This window comes from Streptomyces sp. NPDC012474, from assembly GCF_042955185.1.
In the GTDB taxonomy this organism is placed as follows: Bacteria; Actinomycetota; Actinomycetes; order Streptomycetales; family Streptomycetaceae; genus Streptomyces; species Streptomyces cahuitamycinicus.
Window position 1 is genome coordinate 300584 of sequence record NZ_JBIBEP010000002.1, and the last position, 14409, is coordinate 314992.

11 protein-coding genes are annotated in these 14409 nt (G+C 72.7%); 5 read left to right on the forward strand and 6 right to left on the reverse strand.

Annotation, left to right across the window (positions count from 1 at the left end; all coding sequences use genetic code 11):
• Positions 1 to 16: 16 nt before the first annotated feature.
• Both ACFY9S_RS06215 and ACFY9S_RS06220 read right to left on the reverse strand, forming a co-directional pair.
• Complete coding sequence (locus tag ACFY9S_RS06215) at positions 17 to 802, reverse strand: GAF domain-containing protein (RefSeq protein WP_391123617.1); 786 nt, start codon at positions 800 to 802, stop codon at positions 17 to 19.
• A gap of 369 nt (positions 803 to 1171) precedes the next feature.
• Positions 1172 to 2515 (reverse strand): tetratricopeptide repeat protein, encoded by a 1344-nt coding sequence (locus ACFY9S_RS06220; protein ID WP_391123619.1) that lies wholly within the window; start codon positions 2513 to 2515, stop codon positions 1172 to 1174.
• A 128-nt stretch (positions 2516 to 2643) separates the two neighbouring features.
• Here ACFY9S_RS06220 and ACFY9S_RS06225 point away from each other — a divergent pair, with 128 nt between their 5' ends.
• The 5 genes from ACFY9S_RS06225 to ACFY9S_RS06245 all read left to right on the forward strand — a co-directional run bounded on the left by ACFY9S_RS06225 (position 2644) and on the right by ACFY9S_RS06245 (position 9559).
• Positions 2644 to 2808 carry a hypothetical protein gene (locus tag ACFY9S_RS06225; protein WP_391123621.1) on the forward strand — a complete coding sequence of 55 codons (165 nt, stop codon included), beginning with the start codon at positions 2644 to 2646 and terminating at the stop codon, positions 2806 to 2808.
• Positions 2809 to 2911: 103 nt separating this feature from the next.
• Positions 2912 to 3328 carry a CU044_2847 family protein gene (locus ACFY9S_RS06230; RefSeq protein ID WP_391123622.1) on the forward strand — a complete coding sequence of 139 codons (417 nt, stop codon included), beginning with the start codon at positions 2912 to 2914 and terminating at the stop codon, positions 3326 to 3328.
• 57 nt (positions 3329 to 3385) lie between these two features.
• On the forward strand, positions 3386 to 5500 hold the full coding sequence (locus ACFY9S_RS06235) for a trypsin-like peptidase domain-containing protein (protein WP_391123624.1): 2115 nt from the start codon (positions 3386 to 3388) through the stop codon (positions 5498 to 5500).
• A complete protein-coding gene (locus ACFY9S_RS06240) occupies positions 5497 to 6447 on the forward strand; it encodes an AAA family ATPase (RefSeq protein WP_391123626.1) in 951 nt (316 codons plus the stop codon). The genes ACFY9S_RS06235 and ACFY9S_RS06240 overlap by 4 nt, the downstream gene beginning before the upstream one ends.
• 1 nt (position 6448) lies before the next feature.
• Positions 6449 to 9559 (forward strand): SAV_2336 N-terminal domain-related protein, encoded by a 3111-nt coding sequence (locus ACFY9S_RS06245; protein WP_391123628.1) that lies wholly within the window; start codon positions 6449 to 6451, stop codon positions 9557 to 9559.
• A 77-nt stretch (positions 9560 to 9636) separates the two neighbouring features.
• On the opposite strand, the gene ACFY9S_RS06250 is transcribed toward ACFY9S_RS06245, so the two are convergent.
• The 4 genes from ACFY9S_RS06250 to ACFY9S_RS06265 all read right to left on the reverse strand — a co-directional run bounded on the left by ACFY9S_RS06250 (position 9637) and on the right by ACFY9S_RS06265 (position 14407).
• On the reverse strand, positions 9637 to 9852 hold the full coding sequence (locus tag ACFY9S_RS06250; protein ID WP_391123629.1) for a hypothetical protein: 216 nt from the start codon (positions 9850 to 9852) through the stop codon (positions 9637 to 9639).
• The gene (locus ACFY9S_RS06255) at positions 9831 to 10316 is read right to left on the reverse strand and encodes a hypothetical protein (protein ID WP_391123631.1); all 486 of its coding nucleotides are present in this window, start codon (positions 10314 to 10316) and stop codon (positions 9831 to 9833) included. Before ACFY9S_RS06255 ends, ACFY9S_RS06250 begins: the two co-directional genes overlap by 22 nt.
• 162 nt (positions 10317 to 10478) lie before the next feature.
• Entirely contained in the window at positions 10479 to 11876 is a 1398-nt protein-coding gene (locus ACFY9S_RS06260; RefSeq protein ID WP_391123633.1) for an extracellular solute-binding protein, read from the reverse strand.
• Entirely contained in the window at positions 11876 to 14407 is a 2532-nt protein-coding gene (locus tag ACFY9S_RS06265; RefSeq protein ID WP_391123635.1) for a substrate-binding domain-containing protein, read from the reverse strand. The genes ACFY9S_RS06260 and ACFY9S_RS06265 overlap by 1 nt, the downstream gene beginning before the upstream one ends.
• Between the last annotated feature and the right edge of the window lie 2 nt (positions 14408 to 14409).

Genomic DNA, 14409 nt, shown 5'->3' on the forward strand with positions numbered 1-14409 from the left:
CCCCGGGCCGCGGGAGTCACGACCGGTCGAAGCGGGTGCGGTGGGCGATCACGTCCCGCGCCACGTCCAGGGCCGTACGCCCGTGCGCGAAGGCGTCCGCCCGCAGCCGCGCTAGCGCGTCGTCCGCGACCACGCCGAGCTGCGCCATGATCATGCCGACGGCCTGGTAGACCTCGTCGTGGTCGGCGGCCAGGCCGCTCAGCCAGTCCTCCCCGTCCGGCGTCCCGGACTCGTCATCGTGCGGCAGCGCCATCAGGGCCACGGTCATCACCCCGGCCACGATCCGGGCCACGTGCAGCTGGCGGTCGGTGAGCCCGCCCGGGCGGTCGCGGTACAGGTCGAGCGTGCCGACGCACACCGCGCCGCTGCCCAGCGGCATCGCGTACACCGCCCGCACGCCGGCCTCCGTCGCCTGCTGGGCGAAGACCGGCCAGCGTCCCGCGTCCCGGCCCGAGGTCAGATCGCTGGCGAGCACCGGCGCGCCGTCCTCCAGCGCGCTCTGGCAGGGACCGTCGCCCAGGGTCGCCTGGATCTGCGCCAGGTGCGCGGCCTGTGCGCTGCTCGCGCTCAGCTGCACGGGCATGCCGTCGCTGCGCAGGGACACGCTCGCGCCGGTCACCGGCAGCAGTTCCACCGCCGCCTCGCACAGCCGCCCCGGAACCTCTCCGGGCTCGGCGCCCCGCACGCCTCTGGCGATCACGTCGGCGGCCCGGACTCCGTCCGGGTCACCGCCTCCGGTACGGCCGGGACCCGGGTCGCCGTCGGGGGCTCCTCGGGGATCGTCCCTGGGCCGCACGGCCACCGCCTCCTTCGCACCGCGGCTTGCGCCACCGCCGTTTCCGGGGGCGTCCCGCCGGTCCAACGGCCGAACCGTCGGGCGGCCCCGGTGCCCGCGCCGCCCGAATGGCGCCTCCGGGCCCTCCCGGAATGGTGCCCCGACTACCCGTAGCCAGAGGGGCAAAACACCTGTGCGGGGCCGTCGGCGTGGCGCTCGGCCTCAGCGGTTCTCGTGGGGACTGTCCGGCTGCGGCACCTGCCGGACGGAGCCGGCGTCGATGACCGGTGGCCGGGCCGAGCCCGCCGTCGGGGTGCCACCCACCGGTGACCGTCACCCACGTGCCGGCCGTCGGAGCCTGCGCACCGCGTACTCCGGCCTTGGCGCCCGTGGCTCTCACAGGGGAGGCTGCGCGGGCGCGGGCCCGAGGGTGGTGGTGCCCGGCGCCGTACGGTGCCCGAGGCCCGTCCGGTAGGCGTCCAGGGCCGCCTCCACCCGCCCGGTCCGCCGCAGCAGGTCCCCGAGCAGCCGGCACAGGTCGGCCAGGTCACCGGCGGCGCCGGCCCGCTCCAGCAGGCTCAGCGCGCGGACGTAGTGCTCCTCGGCCTCCTCCGTGCGGCGGGCGTCCTCGGCGATGATGCCGAGCAGCCGGTGCGCGGCGGCGGAGTGGACGGCGCCGCGCTCGGGGGACAGGTGCCCGAGGACGTCGTGCAGCAGGGCCGCGGCCTCGTCGGACCTGCCGCGCCGGTGCAGTACGTCGGCCAGCTCGACGGCGACCTGGCTGCTGTAGAGGGCGGCCCGCTTTGCCGACAGCATGCCGAGGGCCTCCCGCAGCTCGGCCTCCGCCCGCTCCAGCTGTCCGTCCTGGGCGTAGACGTAGCCGCGCATCCAGTGGCAGTTGGCGAGCTCGGTGCGGATCTGCAGGCCCCGGTACAGCTCGGCGGCCTTGGCCAGGGAGGCGTCGGCCTCGGCGAGACGGCCCTCGGCGACCAGGGTGCGGGCGACGGACCGGTGCATGCGGGCGACCAGGGCGGGGTCGCCGGACTGCGGCGCGAGGGCCAGGGCGAACTCGGCGGCCTGGGCGGCCCGGGCGTGCGCGCCCATGTCCATGTACGGGCCGATGGCGCTGGCGTAGAGCAGCAGCAGGGCGTCCGGGTCGTGCAGGCCGCCGCGGTTCAGTTCGTCGAGGGCGGTCTCCAGCAGGTAGACGGCGTACCGGAGTTCACCGGCGAGGTAGTGCGCCACGGCCCGGCCGCGCAGGGCGGGGACACGGGCGGGCAGCGGCGCGCCGGCCAGACACTCCTCGGCCCGTTCGAAGTACTGCCGGCCCGCCACCAGCTCGCCCGTCTCCAGGGCGCACTCGCCGAGGCCGAGCAGGGCGGCGGACCGCTCGGGGGCCAGGCCGTGCGTCTCGGCCTCGGCGAGCAGCCCGGTGTACTGCCCGGCCGCCGCCTCCGTCTCGCCGACGGCGAGGGTCCGCTGGGCCTCGGTCAGCCGCAGCCGCAGCTCGGTCGCGAGCCGGGCGGAATGCCCGCCGGCCAGCTCGTCGAAGGCGACACCGAGCCGGTCCGCGAGATGCCGCAGGGCGTCGTCGGAGGGGCGCACCCGGCCCGACTCCAGGGTGGAGATGTAGGCCGGTGTGTACACGGGCTCCGCCAGCTGGCGCTGCGTCAGTCCGCGTTCCGCACGCAACCGCTGCACCCGGCGCCCGATGGTCCCCGGATCGTCACGCTCCCCCACGCCAACTCCCCCTGGCCCTCTTGCCGTTCGACCTGAACTGCCCCTAGGTTAAACGGAGTGTTAAGCCGGAGTGTCGAACCCGCTTAACCCGTTGCCGCCGTAGTCACCGCCCCAGTTGCGAGGTCGCCGTGCTGGAACGCACACGCACCGCCGAGCGGTACGCCCGAGGCTTCACCGCCGCCCTGGTCGCGGTGGCGACCCTGCTGCTCGCGGCGAACGCGGGCCCGGCGAGAGCGGCGGAGCCGACGCCCGCACTCGGGGCACCCGGTCCAGCGGCTTCGCGGCACGGCTGAGGGCTCCGCCACTCGCCTCCTCCTGGGGCCCGGGGGCGTCGAGCACGGCTCGGAATCGTCGAAACAGTCTTCTTCGCACGTTCACGGTGGGCACACTGTGGCCATGACGCACTACGCGGAGTTGTTGCTGGACGACAGCACGGTGATACGCCTCGAGCTGTCGCCGGTCGGGGGACCGCAGGCCGACGGCCAGGAGCACGGCTCGAGGGAGTACGGAGAGCGTGAGGAGTTCGAGGACGTGCCGGACGGCATACGGGGCGCGGAGCCGGTGGGCCGGCTGCGTGAGGCCGGGCGGGTCCTGGCCGGCGGGACCGTGCGCGGCGTGCTGAGCCCCCTCGGGCCGCTGCTCCGGGAGGTCCACGCCACCGTCACCTCGGTCGAGGATCCGCCGCAGGAGTTCAGTGTCGAGTTCGGCCTGCAGCTCGGGCAGGACCTGAAACTCGGCATCGTGGGCGTCAACAGCGCGAGCAGTCTGAAGGTCACGGCGACCTGGCGGCCCGTCCAGGGCACCGCCGTCTAGGGCGTCGCCTTGCTGTGGTTCTCCTCGCCGGGCCCGTCCCGCCCGGCGACCGTTTCAGTGTTCCCCCGTTCCGGGGAGAGGGGCAGCGTCGGTGCCGGCGTTCTGCTGCCCGGCAGCCGCGTCCTCACTGCCGCACACGTCGTCAACCTGGCCCTGGGCAGGAGCGACAAGTACGACGCGGCGCATCCCGGCAAGGACACCGTCCTGAGCGTGCGGGTCGGTGGCCACTGGCAGGAGGCCCGGGTCATGGTCTGGATACCGGTGCGCGAGCGGACGAAGCTGTACTGGAAGGGCGATCTGGCCGTACTCGAACTCCCGCGCGGTCTACCACCGAACCTCGTACCGCCCCCGTGGCGACCGGTCACCGTGGGACTGCCTGTCTGCGCCTGGCATCCGGCGGGGCGGGCCGAGTTCTCCCTGGCCCGGAGCGAGGTGGTGGCGGTCGACCCCGAATTCGCGTTCGCCGTCGTGGACGGCAGCGACAACGGAGCGACCATTCAGCACGGCTACAGCGGTGGCCCGGTCTGGTTCGACGAGGACCGGGCTGTCGTCGGCATGGTCGTGGCACAGCTCAAGGGAGACGAGGAACGGGCCCACCACCCCGACCAGGTCCGCCGCCGCAGCTGGTGCCTGCCCACCCAGCGCGTCCGTCAGGAACTCGCCGCCGCGGGCGCCGCGCACCTGCTCGACGCCCCGCACGACGCGGACGAGCCCGAAACCTCCAGCGAGGCCTTCGACCTCGCGGACATCCTGAACCGGAAGGTGGACAGCACCAAGGCGCTCGCCAAGTGCGGCCGTGAGGTGGCCAGGAAGTGCGGCCTGACCCACCCCCGCGACGGTTCCGCACCGTCCGTGGAGGAGTTCGCACGCGTCCTGCTCACCTATCCCCGGGCCCTGGCCGAGCTCACCCGCGTGCTGTTCGCGACCAAACCCGGCGCCGTGACGGAACTCCTCGACGTGGGCGCGCGCATCCCGCACTGCACGCTGCTCACCCACAACGAGCGGAGACGTCTGACAGCCCTGCTGGAGTCGCTGCCGAACCAGATCATCACCTCCGTTCCCGCGCTCGTCCTCGACGCACTCCCCGACATCGACCTCCCCGCCGCCGTGCTCACCGATGAGGCCTGGCTGGATCCGGACGCGGCCACCGGCGCCCTGGAGGCGCTGCTCGACCAGCTGGAACGCAGCCGCCGTGCTCCCGCGACCGAACGGCCGAGCAGCCCGCTGCTGCCCGCCCTGGTCTGCTTCGTCCTCCATGTCGCCGCCGCGGCACCCGACGGCTGCGCGACCGAGCTGGTCGACTGGTGCGCCAAAGTCGTCCGGCGCACCCAGGGGCACCAGGCGGCGCTGGAGGAACGGCTGGCGCTGGCCAGGGAGCTGACCTGCCGGCTGCGGGCACCGAACCAGAACGCTCCGCGGCTGCTGGTGCGCCTGAGACGGGTCGATGGTGAGGGAGACACCTGCCGTTTCACCGTGCGCATGTGGAGACGCGAGACGACGACATGGCAGCGCGTCCGCACCGAGGAGGGACACGTCGGGGACCTCACGGCGACGGCCGCGAAAATCTTCACCGCCGCCTCCCAGCTGTGGCGGACCGGCACCCTGCCCATCGTCGAACTGCTCCTGGACCGTACGGATCTGGGCCTGGATCCCCACTGGTGGAAGGCCCCGGGCCCGCTGAACACCCGCCGGGCCCTGGGGGTGGACTTCCCCGTCGTGTTCACCTGCCCCGAGCTCGTCGAGCAGGGCAGCGACGCGGAATTCCTCCGGGAGCGGAAGAGGCGCCTGCACCGTGGCGACCTGGTGCGGATCGATGCCTCGGTCGGCAGTCTCGACGAGGTCTACGGGCGTCTTGCGGGCGAGATGGACGCCGTCGGCGCCGTGGTGGGAGAGGTCGATCCCCCCTTCCGTGAGGTCGTCGTGCAGTACTGCCTCGCGGCGGGCCTGCCCGTGGTGCTGTTCGGACGGGGTGAGAACGGCTGGCCGCACGCCGAGATCCGCCTCGCCGGCATTCCCCCCGCGGCGCTGCCCCACGAGGTGCGCCAGTACCGCAGAGGCATTTGGAACGAACCGGCCGTGCACGTCGGACAGCCCGTACTGGCCTGGTCGGACGACAACGGCCCGCTGCCCGAAGACCTCTACCTCGACGACCCCTCCGAGGAGCTCGCATGACATCCGACGCACCCTGGCGGCTCTTCCGAGGGGACGGCGTCCCCCGGGGCGTCGACCACCTGCCGCCCGCCCCGCCCTGGCGCCGCTTCGGCGACGGCCCGCGGTCGGGCACGAGCGCGGCCCCCTACCTCATCTCCCCCGGGCATGCCGATGTCGTCAACGCCGCGCTGCACCTGCGCCGCCCGCTGCTCGTCACCGGCCAGCCCGGCACCGGCAAGTCCTCGCTGGCCCGTGCCATCGCCCACGAACTCCAACTCGGAGAGGTCCTGCACTGGCCCGTCAACAGCCGCTCCACCGTCAGCGAGGCCCTCTACCGCTACGACGCCGTAGGCCGGCTGCGCGAGACCGCCTTGAACCGGGACCAGGAACGCGAAGAGCCGCCGATCGGCACCTTCGTCAGGCTCGGCCCGCTCGGCACCGCGATGGTGCCCCGGCCGCGGCCGCGCGTCCTGCTCGTCGACGAACTGGACAAGGGCGACGTCGACCTCCCCAACGACCTGCTCACGGTCTTCGAGGAGGGCGAGTACGAGATCCCCGAACTGGCCCGGCTGCCCGAGGACCAGTCCGTGGCCGACGTGCTGTCCGCCGATCCCGACACACGGGTCACAGTGACGCGGGGGCGGGTCAGGTGCGACGAGTTCCCCGTCGTGGTGATCACCAGCAATGGAGAGCGCGATTTCCCGCCCGCGTTCCTGCGCAGGTGTGTACGGCTCGAACTGCCGCCGCCCGACAGCCGGCGCCTGCGGCAGATCGTCCTGGCCCACCTGGGCGAGGAGGCGGCAGCCGATGTCGAGGATCTGCTCGACGACTTCCTGCGCCGTCAGCAGCGCGGCGGACTCGCCACGGACCAACTGCTCAACGCGGTGTTCCTGCGCGCCGGCGGCGTCGACCTGGACGTCGACGGACTGTTGGAGGCCGTGCTGCACCGGCTCGGCGGGACGATCTGAAATGCCCGGGGACGCCGGAGGGTCCGAGCTCCGGTTCGCGCTGGACGTGCTCGCCGACTGCGGGGTCGGCCTCTCGCAGGAGGAACTGCTCGACGCCCTGTGGCTGGCGCGACGGCTGACCGGCTCCCCCGATGCCCTGCCCCTCCAGCGGGACGCCACACACAGGGCCGGCGCCCGGCCCGCACCGCCCGTGCCTGACAGGCGCAGGCCGCGTGAGACGCCAGGGAGCAAGGCCAGTCTCTTCGGCGGCTCCAGGACACGACCCCGCCCGGAACCCGAAACCGCCCCGTCCGCCCCCGAACCGGAAACCGCACAGCCGGCTGTGACGCCCCAGGCCGAGGAGAAGCGGGCGATGCCGCTGCGCGTGCCCGAGGCCAAAGCCCTCACAGACGAACTGTCCATCGGCCGCGTCCTCAGGCCGTTGAAACAGTCCCGCCCCAGCAGCTCGCGCTACCACTTCGACGAGGAGGCCACCGTGCACGCCCTGGCGGAGACCGGGCTGCCCGACGTGGTGTTGCGGCCGGCCCCGGAGCGCTGGCTCGACCTGGCGCTGGTCGTCGACGACGGCATGTCCATGCTGCTGTGGCAGCGCCTCGCCACCGAACTGCACGCCCTGTTGCGCCGGGCGGGCGCCTTCCGGGTGATCCGCACCTACGGACTGCACACCCGGGGCGACGAGGTGTACCTGCGCGGACGGCCCTTCTCCGACGAGGCGAACCGGATGCCCACGCACCTGGTCGCCGACCCGACGGGCCGGACATTGGTCCTCCTCGTGAGCGACGGCGTGGGCCGGGCCTGGCGCGACGGCCGCATGCACAGCACGCTGAGCGGCTGGGCGCGGTGCGGCCCGACCGCGGTCGTGCACGCGCTCCCGCCTCGCATGTGGGGCGGCTCGGCGCTGCGCGCCCAGCGCTGGCAGGTGACCAGCGGACGACGCGGCTCGGCCAACGCCGAGTGGACCGTCACCGATCCGGTGCTGCCGCCGGACGTCATGGCCTTCCGCGGGGTCCCCGTGCCGGTGCTGGAACCCGCACCGGCCGCGCTCTCCGCCTGGGTGCGGCTGGTGGCCGCTCCGGCCGCGTCCACGACGCTGCCCCTGCTGGCCGCTCCCCGGTCGGGACCGTCACGGCCCGTCGACACGGGACTGCCCCGGCTGCGGCGCTTCCATTCCGCTGCCACTCCGGAGGCGTACCGGCTCGCAGCCCATCTGGCCGGAGTCGCTCCGCTGTCCCTGCCGGTGATGCGGCTGGTGCAGGCGGCCATTCCCTGGGCGGACACCCCTCATCTGGCCGAGGTGTTCCTCGGCGGGCTGCTGCGCCCGCTTCCGGTGCCGCCCGGCGAGTGCCTGCCGCCGCAGCACCAGCTCTTCGACTTCGACAGCGACATCGGGGACGTCCTGCTCAACGCCGTACCACTGGCCGACGTGGTGGAGACAGGCAGGACCGTGAGCGCGCGTCTGGAGCAACTGGCGGGCCGTTCCCCGGACTTCCCTGCATGGCTCGCCCACCCCGAGGGCAAGGAACGCATCCCGTCCTCGACCCGGGCCTTCGCGGCCATCGGCCCCCGCCTGGCCGCCCGTTTCGGCGTCGGCAGCCTGGAGCGGCGCATGGGAAGCATCTGGAGGCCGCTGCGGTCGGGCGACCCGTGGCGCATCGGGCCCTACACCGTGCATGCCCGGGGCCTCGGCGACGGGCCGTGCCAGAAGTTCCTCGGACGGGACCCGGGCGGTACCGAGGTCGTCGTCGTCACGGCCGAGCGCCGTTTCGAGGGCTTCCTGAGCACGGAGGCGCGCGCCCTGCGACGCCTGGCAGGCCGGTACGCGCCCCGGCTCATCGCAAGCGACCTCGATGCGACGCAGCCGTGGGTCGCCGAGGTCCCGCCACACTCGCCGGACGGTATTCCGGCCGAGCCTCTGGCCGCGGTCCTGGATCGCGAGGGCCTGGAACCGGACGCCGCCCTGGAGCTGGCCTGGCACCTCTGTGAGGCGGTCGAGACGAGTCACCGAGCGGACCTGGTGCACGGGAGCATCGACGTCCGCACTGTCCGATGCCTGGGGCGAAGCGTGCTCCTCACCGATTGGTTCTGGTCGTCACACGCGTCGGAACGCGTCCTCCACGCACAGGACATGGTGGCTCTGGCGCAGCTCGTCACCGCTCTGATCGCCTTCGCCCCCGAAGCGGACCTCGACGAACTCAGGGTGCTGCTGGAGGAGTGCGACGCCAGACTCCCGGGCGGGCCCACCGCGGGGCAACTGGGGGAGGTTCTGTCCGCCCGCCTGGGCATGCAGGGGGACGACGGAAAGCTCGTGGAGGCGATGGACGGGCCGGCGAGAGCCGAACTGATCCGTACTCAGATCCGCTCCTGCCGCAAGATCGCCGTCCTCGGTATGCCGGGTGCCATCGGCAAGAGCACCACCGCCGCGCTCCTCGCCACGGTCTTCGCCACCGAGCGGCGGGGCCGGACCGTCGTCGTCGACGCCGACCCCGGGCGCGGCACGCTGGGGTTCAGGGTGAACCAGAACCGGGGCAAGGGCATGTCCGCACTCGTCCGAGTCCTCGACCGGGTCAACGGGCGCCGGGACCTGGCCCCTTACCTGTCCACCATGGAGTCGGGGGCGGACGTCCTGACCGACCTGGTCGGTCTGCCCACGCCACCAGCACCCCAGCAGGTGAGGCGGGTCTGCGACACCCTGGCGCGGCACTTCAAGGTCCTGATCACCGACTCCCACACCACCGAGTTCGACGAGGGCAAGCGCGTCGTTCTGAGCCAGTCCGACCAACTCGTCCTCGTCGTGGACTCCCTCTCGCACCTGCTGTCCGGGGCGCACCTGGAGTACTTCAACCGCTTGCTGGGGCTCGGCTACAAGGAGTTGCTGGCGCGCAGCGTCATCGTGGTCTCGACCCCACAGCCCCCCGGAAGGGGGCCACGTGGACCGCACGGCATCATCGAGCGGGACGCCGACCTGCGCCATCTGTGCCGAGGCATCGTTGCGATCCCCTACAGCTCATACCTGGCCGACACGGGCGAAGCCCGTCTCGGCCGACTGGACGTCGCTCTCCGCGAGATCTACTACGACTTGGCGGCTCTCGTCGCCCAGTCCTTCACCTCATGAGACGGTCAGGTCAGCGTCTCGAATCCCGGTTCGCGTGTGTCAGTGGGGTGGAGCGCGTCCTCATCAGCGATCCACAGCTACTGCGAATTCTCACGTGAGCGCATGTAACGCCAGCCGAAGTAACACACCCCGACTGCTCCACCGGCGGCGCCGACCGCGCAGGTCGCCGTCGCCCAGGTGGCCATGTCCTCGGTGATCCACAGCAGGCTCACCACGACCAGCGCTATGGAGAACAGGAGGCGTTCTCCATAGCCCGGTCCGCGACGGCCGGTCAGTCCCTGGTGGCCGTGCACTTGTATGTCACGCCCTTCATCTTGATGTCACGCCATCCGGCCATCACCGAAACATCGGCGGGGGCGACATCGGTTCCACCGCCGCCGCCGCTTTCCTTCTTCCGGCAGTAATAGCCGAGTGCGTCGAGCTTCTTGATGTCACTCATCGCCTGGTACTTCTTGTAGGAGGCGATCATGGCCGCTCGCTTTTGCGCGGGCGTGGCCTCCTTCGCCTTGGTGTAGGCGTAGCAGCCGACGCTGGCGCCGATTCCCACCACTGAGGCGCCCCTGGCCAGGGCCTTGGTGAGGCCCGCCGCTCCGCTGCCGATCCCCAGGACCGCGCAGATCTCGTCCGCCCCGGCGCGCACTTCCGACTGTGCCGGAGCCGCCTGTGCGGCCTGTGCTCCGGCACCGCACAGCGCGCCGGTCATGGCGAACGCGATTACGGAAGAAATTCCCTTGCTTCGTACGCTCACGAAGTCCATCCCCGTTTATCTGTTGGTTTTGCTGAATTGCATGGTCAGTGCGGAATTGAGGCTACCGATGGGGGACGGGCGTTTGCAATGGAGAAACCGTGAACATCACCGGGAGGAAATTCAACCGGGTCGCCCGGGTCGACCCGGGCCCTGTCAGCCGGGTCATCCGAGTCAGCCGGGCAGAACCTTGTTCAAGGCCTCGTCGAGGTTTTCCGCCACCTGCGCGTCCCCCGGCGGCCTAGGGCCGTACAGGGCGCCCAGTTCGGTGATGAGGGTCTGTGTGACGGCGCCGTACAGCGGCGTGCGGGGGCGCTGCACGGCCTCGCGCAGGGCGGGCAGCAGGATGTCCCGGGAGTAGCTGACGCCGTCGGCGAGCTGGTCGGGTGCCTTGACCTCGGCGCTCTCGCCGGTGGGGGACGCCGAGGCGCCTGAGGAGTACGCGGAGGCGTGCCGGCACTCCGGGGTGCCGCCGGGAGCCTCGTAGGCGGAGGTGCGGGTCGCGGCGAACCCGGCGCGCAGCAGGCAGCGTTCGCTGTCCGGGTCGGTCAGGAACGCGATCAGCTCGGCGGCCTTGGCGGCCCGCTGCTCGGAGGTGTTCGAGGTGACGGCCAGGTTCTGCCCGCCGAGCACGGCCTTGCCGGGCAGCCGGGTCACACCGAGTTCCCCCTTGAACCTCTCGTACAGGGCCGGGTAGACGTACGGCCAGTGCCGCAGGAACGTCGTACGGCCCTCGGCGAAGGCGCTGAGCGACTCGGCCTCACGGGACCCGGTCGCCTCTTCGAGCATGTACGGCGACGCCGTACGCTCCCGCAGTTCGGTCACACCGGCCGTCAACTGCGCCTCGTCGGCGGCGTACCGGCCGTCCTCGTCGGTGAGGGCGAAGCCCGGGACGGCCGATGCGAAGGCCTCGATCGCGTTGACCGTACGGCCCTCGTAGGCGGCGAGCTGCGTGGTCCACCCCTCCTGGTAGTTCGCGGGCTTCGTGCTGTCGTCGTTGACGGCGTCGATCAGTCTCCGCAGGTCGGCCCAGGTCACTCCGCGGCCCAGGTCGGTCTGGGAGGCGCCGGCGTCCCGCAGGTGGTCCTTGCGGTAGTACAGCAGGCCCACATCGCTGTTGAAGGGGACGGCGTACCGCTCGCCGTCCCAGAACGACGTCCGGTCGACGGCCTCGATGATGTCGCCTGGCGACTTCACCGCCGCGCCGGTCAGCGGGCGGATGAGGCCGGCGGCGGCGAACTCCGGGATCCAGGTCACGTCCAGGTTCACCACGTCGTACTCGGCGCCGCCCGACTGGAGCGCGCCGAGCAGCTGGCTGCGCTGCTGGTCAGCGGAGCCGGGGAGCTCCACCAGGCGGGCGCGGTAGCCGCCTTCGCCCTCCCTGGCGTTCCAGGCGTCGATGAGCTGCTGGCGGATGCCGTTCTTGCCGGTGACGTCCTGGCCACTGGCCACCACGATCCGGGGCGGGTCGGCGGCGCCCTGCGGCTGCTGCGGCGCGTCCTTTCCGGTGCAGGAGGCGAGCGCGATCAGGGACAGCAGCGACAGTGCGGCGGCCGTGAGGCGGCGGGCCATCATTCCTCCCCCGTTCCGATGCGGGCGACCTCGTCGTGCAGGGCGGGCACGAGGTCGTCACCCGCGTCGAGACAGCGGCCCCGGCTCGCCTCGGCGATGCGGGTCGCGGGGCGGCCCTGGTCGCAGCCCGAGCTGCTCAGGGACACCATGGTCACCGGGACGCCCGCGCCGCCGGCCCGGTCGACGACCTCATCGAGGGCCTTCCGGGTCAGGCGGCCGTCGTCCTCGCCGTCGGTGAGGTACACGATCAGCTGGGGCCGGTCGTCACCGCCGCCCCGCTCCCGCATGAACGCCAGGGCGTCCAGCAGGGCGCCGGGCGGATCGGCCTCCGCGTCCCGCACCTCGGCGGCGCCCAGGGCGCGTTCGGCCTCGCGGCGCGCGTGCGTGCCGAAGGGCAGCAGTTCGGTGTGCGTACGGTCGCCGATGCCGTGCACCGCCCACACCCCGTACTCGTCCTTCCCGCCGAGCCCCGGCAGGGTCTGCCTGAGGATGCCCGGACCGCCGCTGGGGCCGTCCCACCGGCCGGCCATGGAGCCGGAGCTGTCGAGGAGGTACAGCACCCGGCCGGGTCCGTGGGCGTTGCCGTAGTCCGCCAGGGTCCGGTTCATCGTCTTGGGATCCGCGGTTCTGGCCGGGCGGAGGGACTCGGTGAGGCCCTCGGGTACCGATGCCGCGTCGAGCAGGCCGCGCTCACCCTTCGCGGACCTGAAGCCGTACTCGCCGAGCACCGCCCGGCCCTCCTTCCCGGTCAGCCAGGTGTGGAAGCGGTCCACCGCGTCGTCCCGCGCGGTGGCGTCCCGGTCGCCGTCCTCCCAGCGCACCCGTACGAACGCCGGTTCCAGACCGGGCACGTCGTCGGGGTAGGCGGCGACGCGCGGGGCACGGGTGACCGGGTGGCAGCCGATGCCGCTCTTCAGCAGGAACTCCGGGACGAGCGCCGCGCCGCGGTGGTCCACGGCGGTGCCACGGCCGGGCAGCGCGCACAGCAGCCGCACGGCCGTGGGCTCGGGCCGCTCGGTCCGGGCGAGGTCCAGCTCGGCATCGCGCGCGTCGGCGTCGCCGTACAGGCTCGTCGTGGCCAGCAGCGCCGCGTCGGTGAACTCCGGGTCGGGGCGGTGCACTTCGGCTTTGCGGTCGGCCCGTTTGAGGTCGGTGAGCAGCCGGGACAGCGACTGCCCGGTGGGTTCGAGGTCGGCGCGCAGTTGTTTCGGTACGGCCAGCACGACCGGCGAGTACGCGATCGGCTCGGCCTCCGGCTCCAGCCGGGCGAAGATCCGGTCCTCCTCGGCCGCGGCCGTGGTGACCCGGTCGATGTCGGCGCCGGTGGCGGGGATCCACACGTCCGGCTGCGGGCCGATGTCCCGCTGCGGGTTGTCGTCCTCCCGGGGCTGCTGCCAGGCGTCGGTCCGCTCGGCCAGGGCGTTCACCACGGCCGCGGAGCCCGCGCTGTAGACGGTGACGCCGCTGCGCCGGCAGCCCTCGCCGGTGGTGTTGGCGTCCGACGTGACGTAGTCGTCCGCCGCCGCCCGCACCGCCGGCTCGAGGTCGGGGTCGGGGAGGACGCGCAGCTCCAGGGCCGGTGCGCAGGGGCCGGAGTCGCCGGTCAGCACCAGGATGCCGTAGATGCCGGCGGCGGTGGCGAGCACGGCGAGCAGAGCCGCCAGCGCGGTACGGCCGGAGCGGGCGAAGGTCTCCCGGGCCCGGGCGACCAGGGGCCGGAGCCACGGGAACCAGCCGCCGGGCGCGGGCTCGGGCCGCTCCACCACGATCCCCGGCCCCGCGGCGAGCAATACGTCCGCCTCCTGCTTCCAGGGGGGAGCGAGCGCCTGCGGCCGCTGCGGGTCGTCGTCCTCCGCCCGGTAGTTCGCCGCCTCCATCCGCTCCTTCACCTTGGTGTACAGCTCGGAGAGCCATACCTCGCCGCCCTCGTCGAGGACGTGCGTCAGTTCGCGGGTGAACGGTGTCGCCGCGTCGGCGTCCCCGCCCAGGATGCAGCGGTTGGGCTGCACGCTCATCAGCAGCAGGATCTTGTGCTTCTTGCGCTTCGGATCGTCGAAGCGGTGCCAGATGCCCGCCGCGTTGCCGGCGTAGCAGCAGTCGAGGATCACCACCACCTGCTCGGCGTTGCTCTCGGTGAGCTCGCCGAGCACCTCGGTGAAACTCACCGAGCCGGGCAGCCCGTTGCCCGGGAGCACCCGCGCGGTGCGCATCTGCAGGTGCAGTTCGCTGCCGGAGGTGGAGGTGACGGCGTGCCCGGCGAAGTAGAGCAGCAGCAGCCCTCTGGCCTCTCGGCAGACGCGGCGCAGCTCCAGCGTGAAGTCGTCCGGGGCCGGTGAGGCCAGGGCCCGCACCTCGCCCGCGCCGAACACCCCGCCCCGGCGCAGCGCGTCCTCGAGTCCCGTCCGGTTGTGCCGCACGGCCGGGAGCTGGCCGCTCACGCCCCGGGGGTCGTCCGACGCCGTGTGGTCGTACTCGGACACACCGGCCAGCAGCGCCCGGTTCACCTTGCCGCGCGCGTCGAAGCGGCTCACCG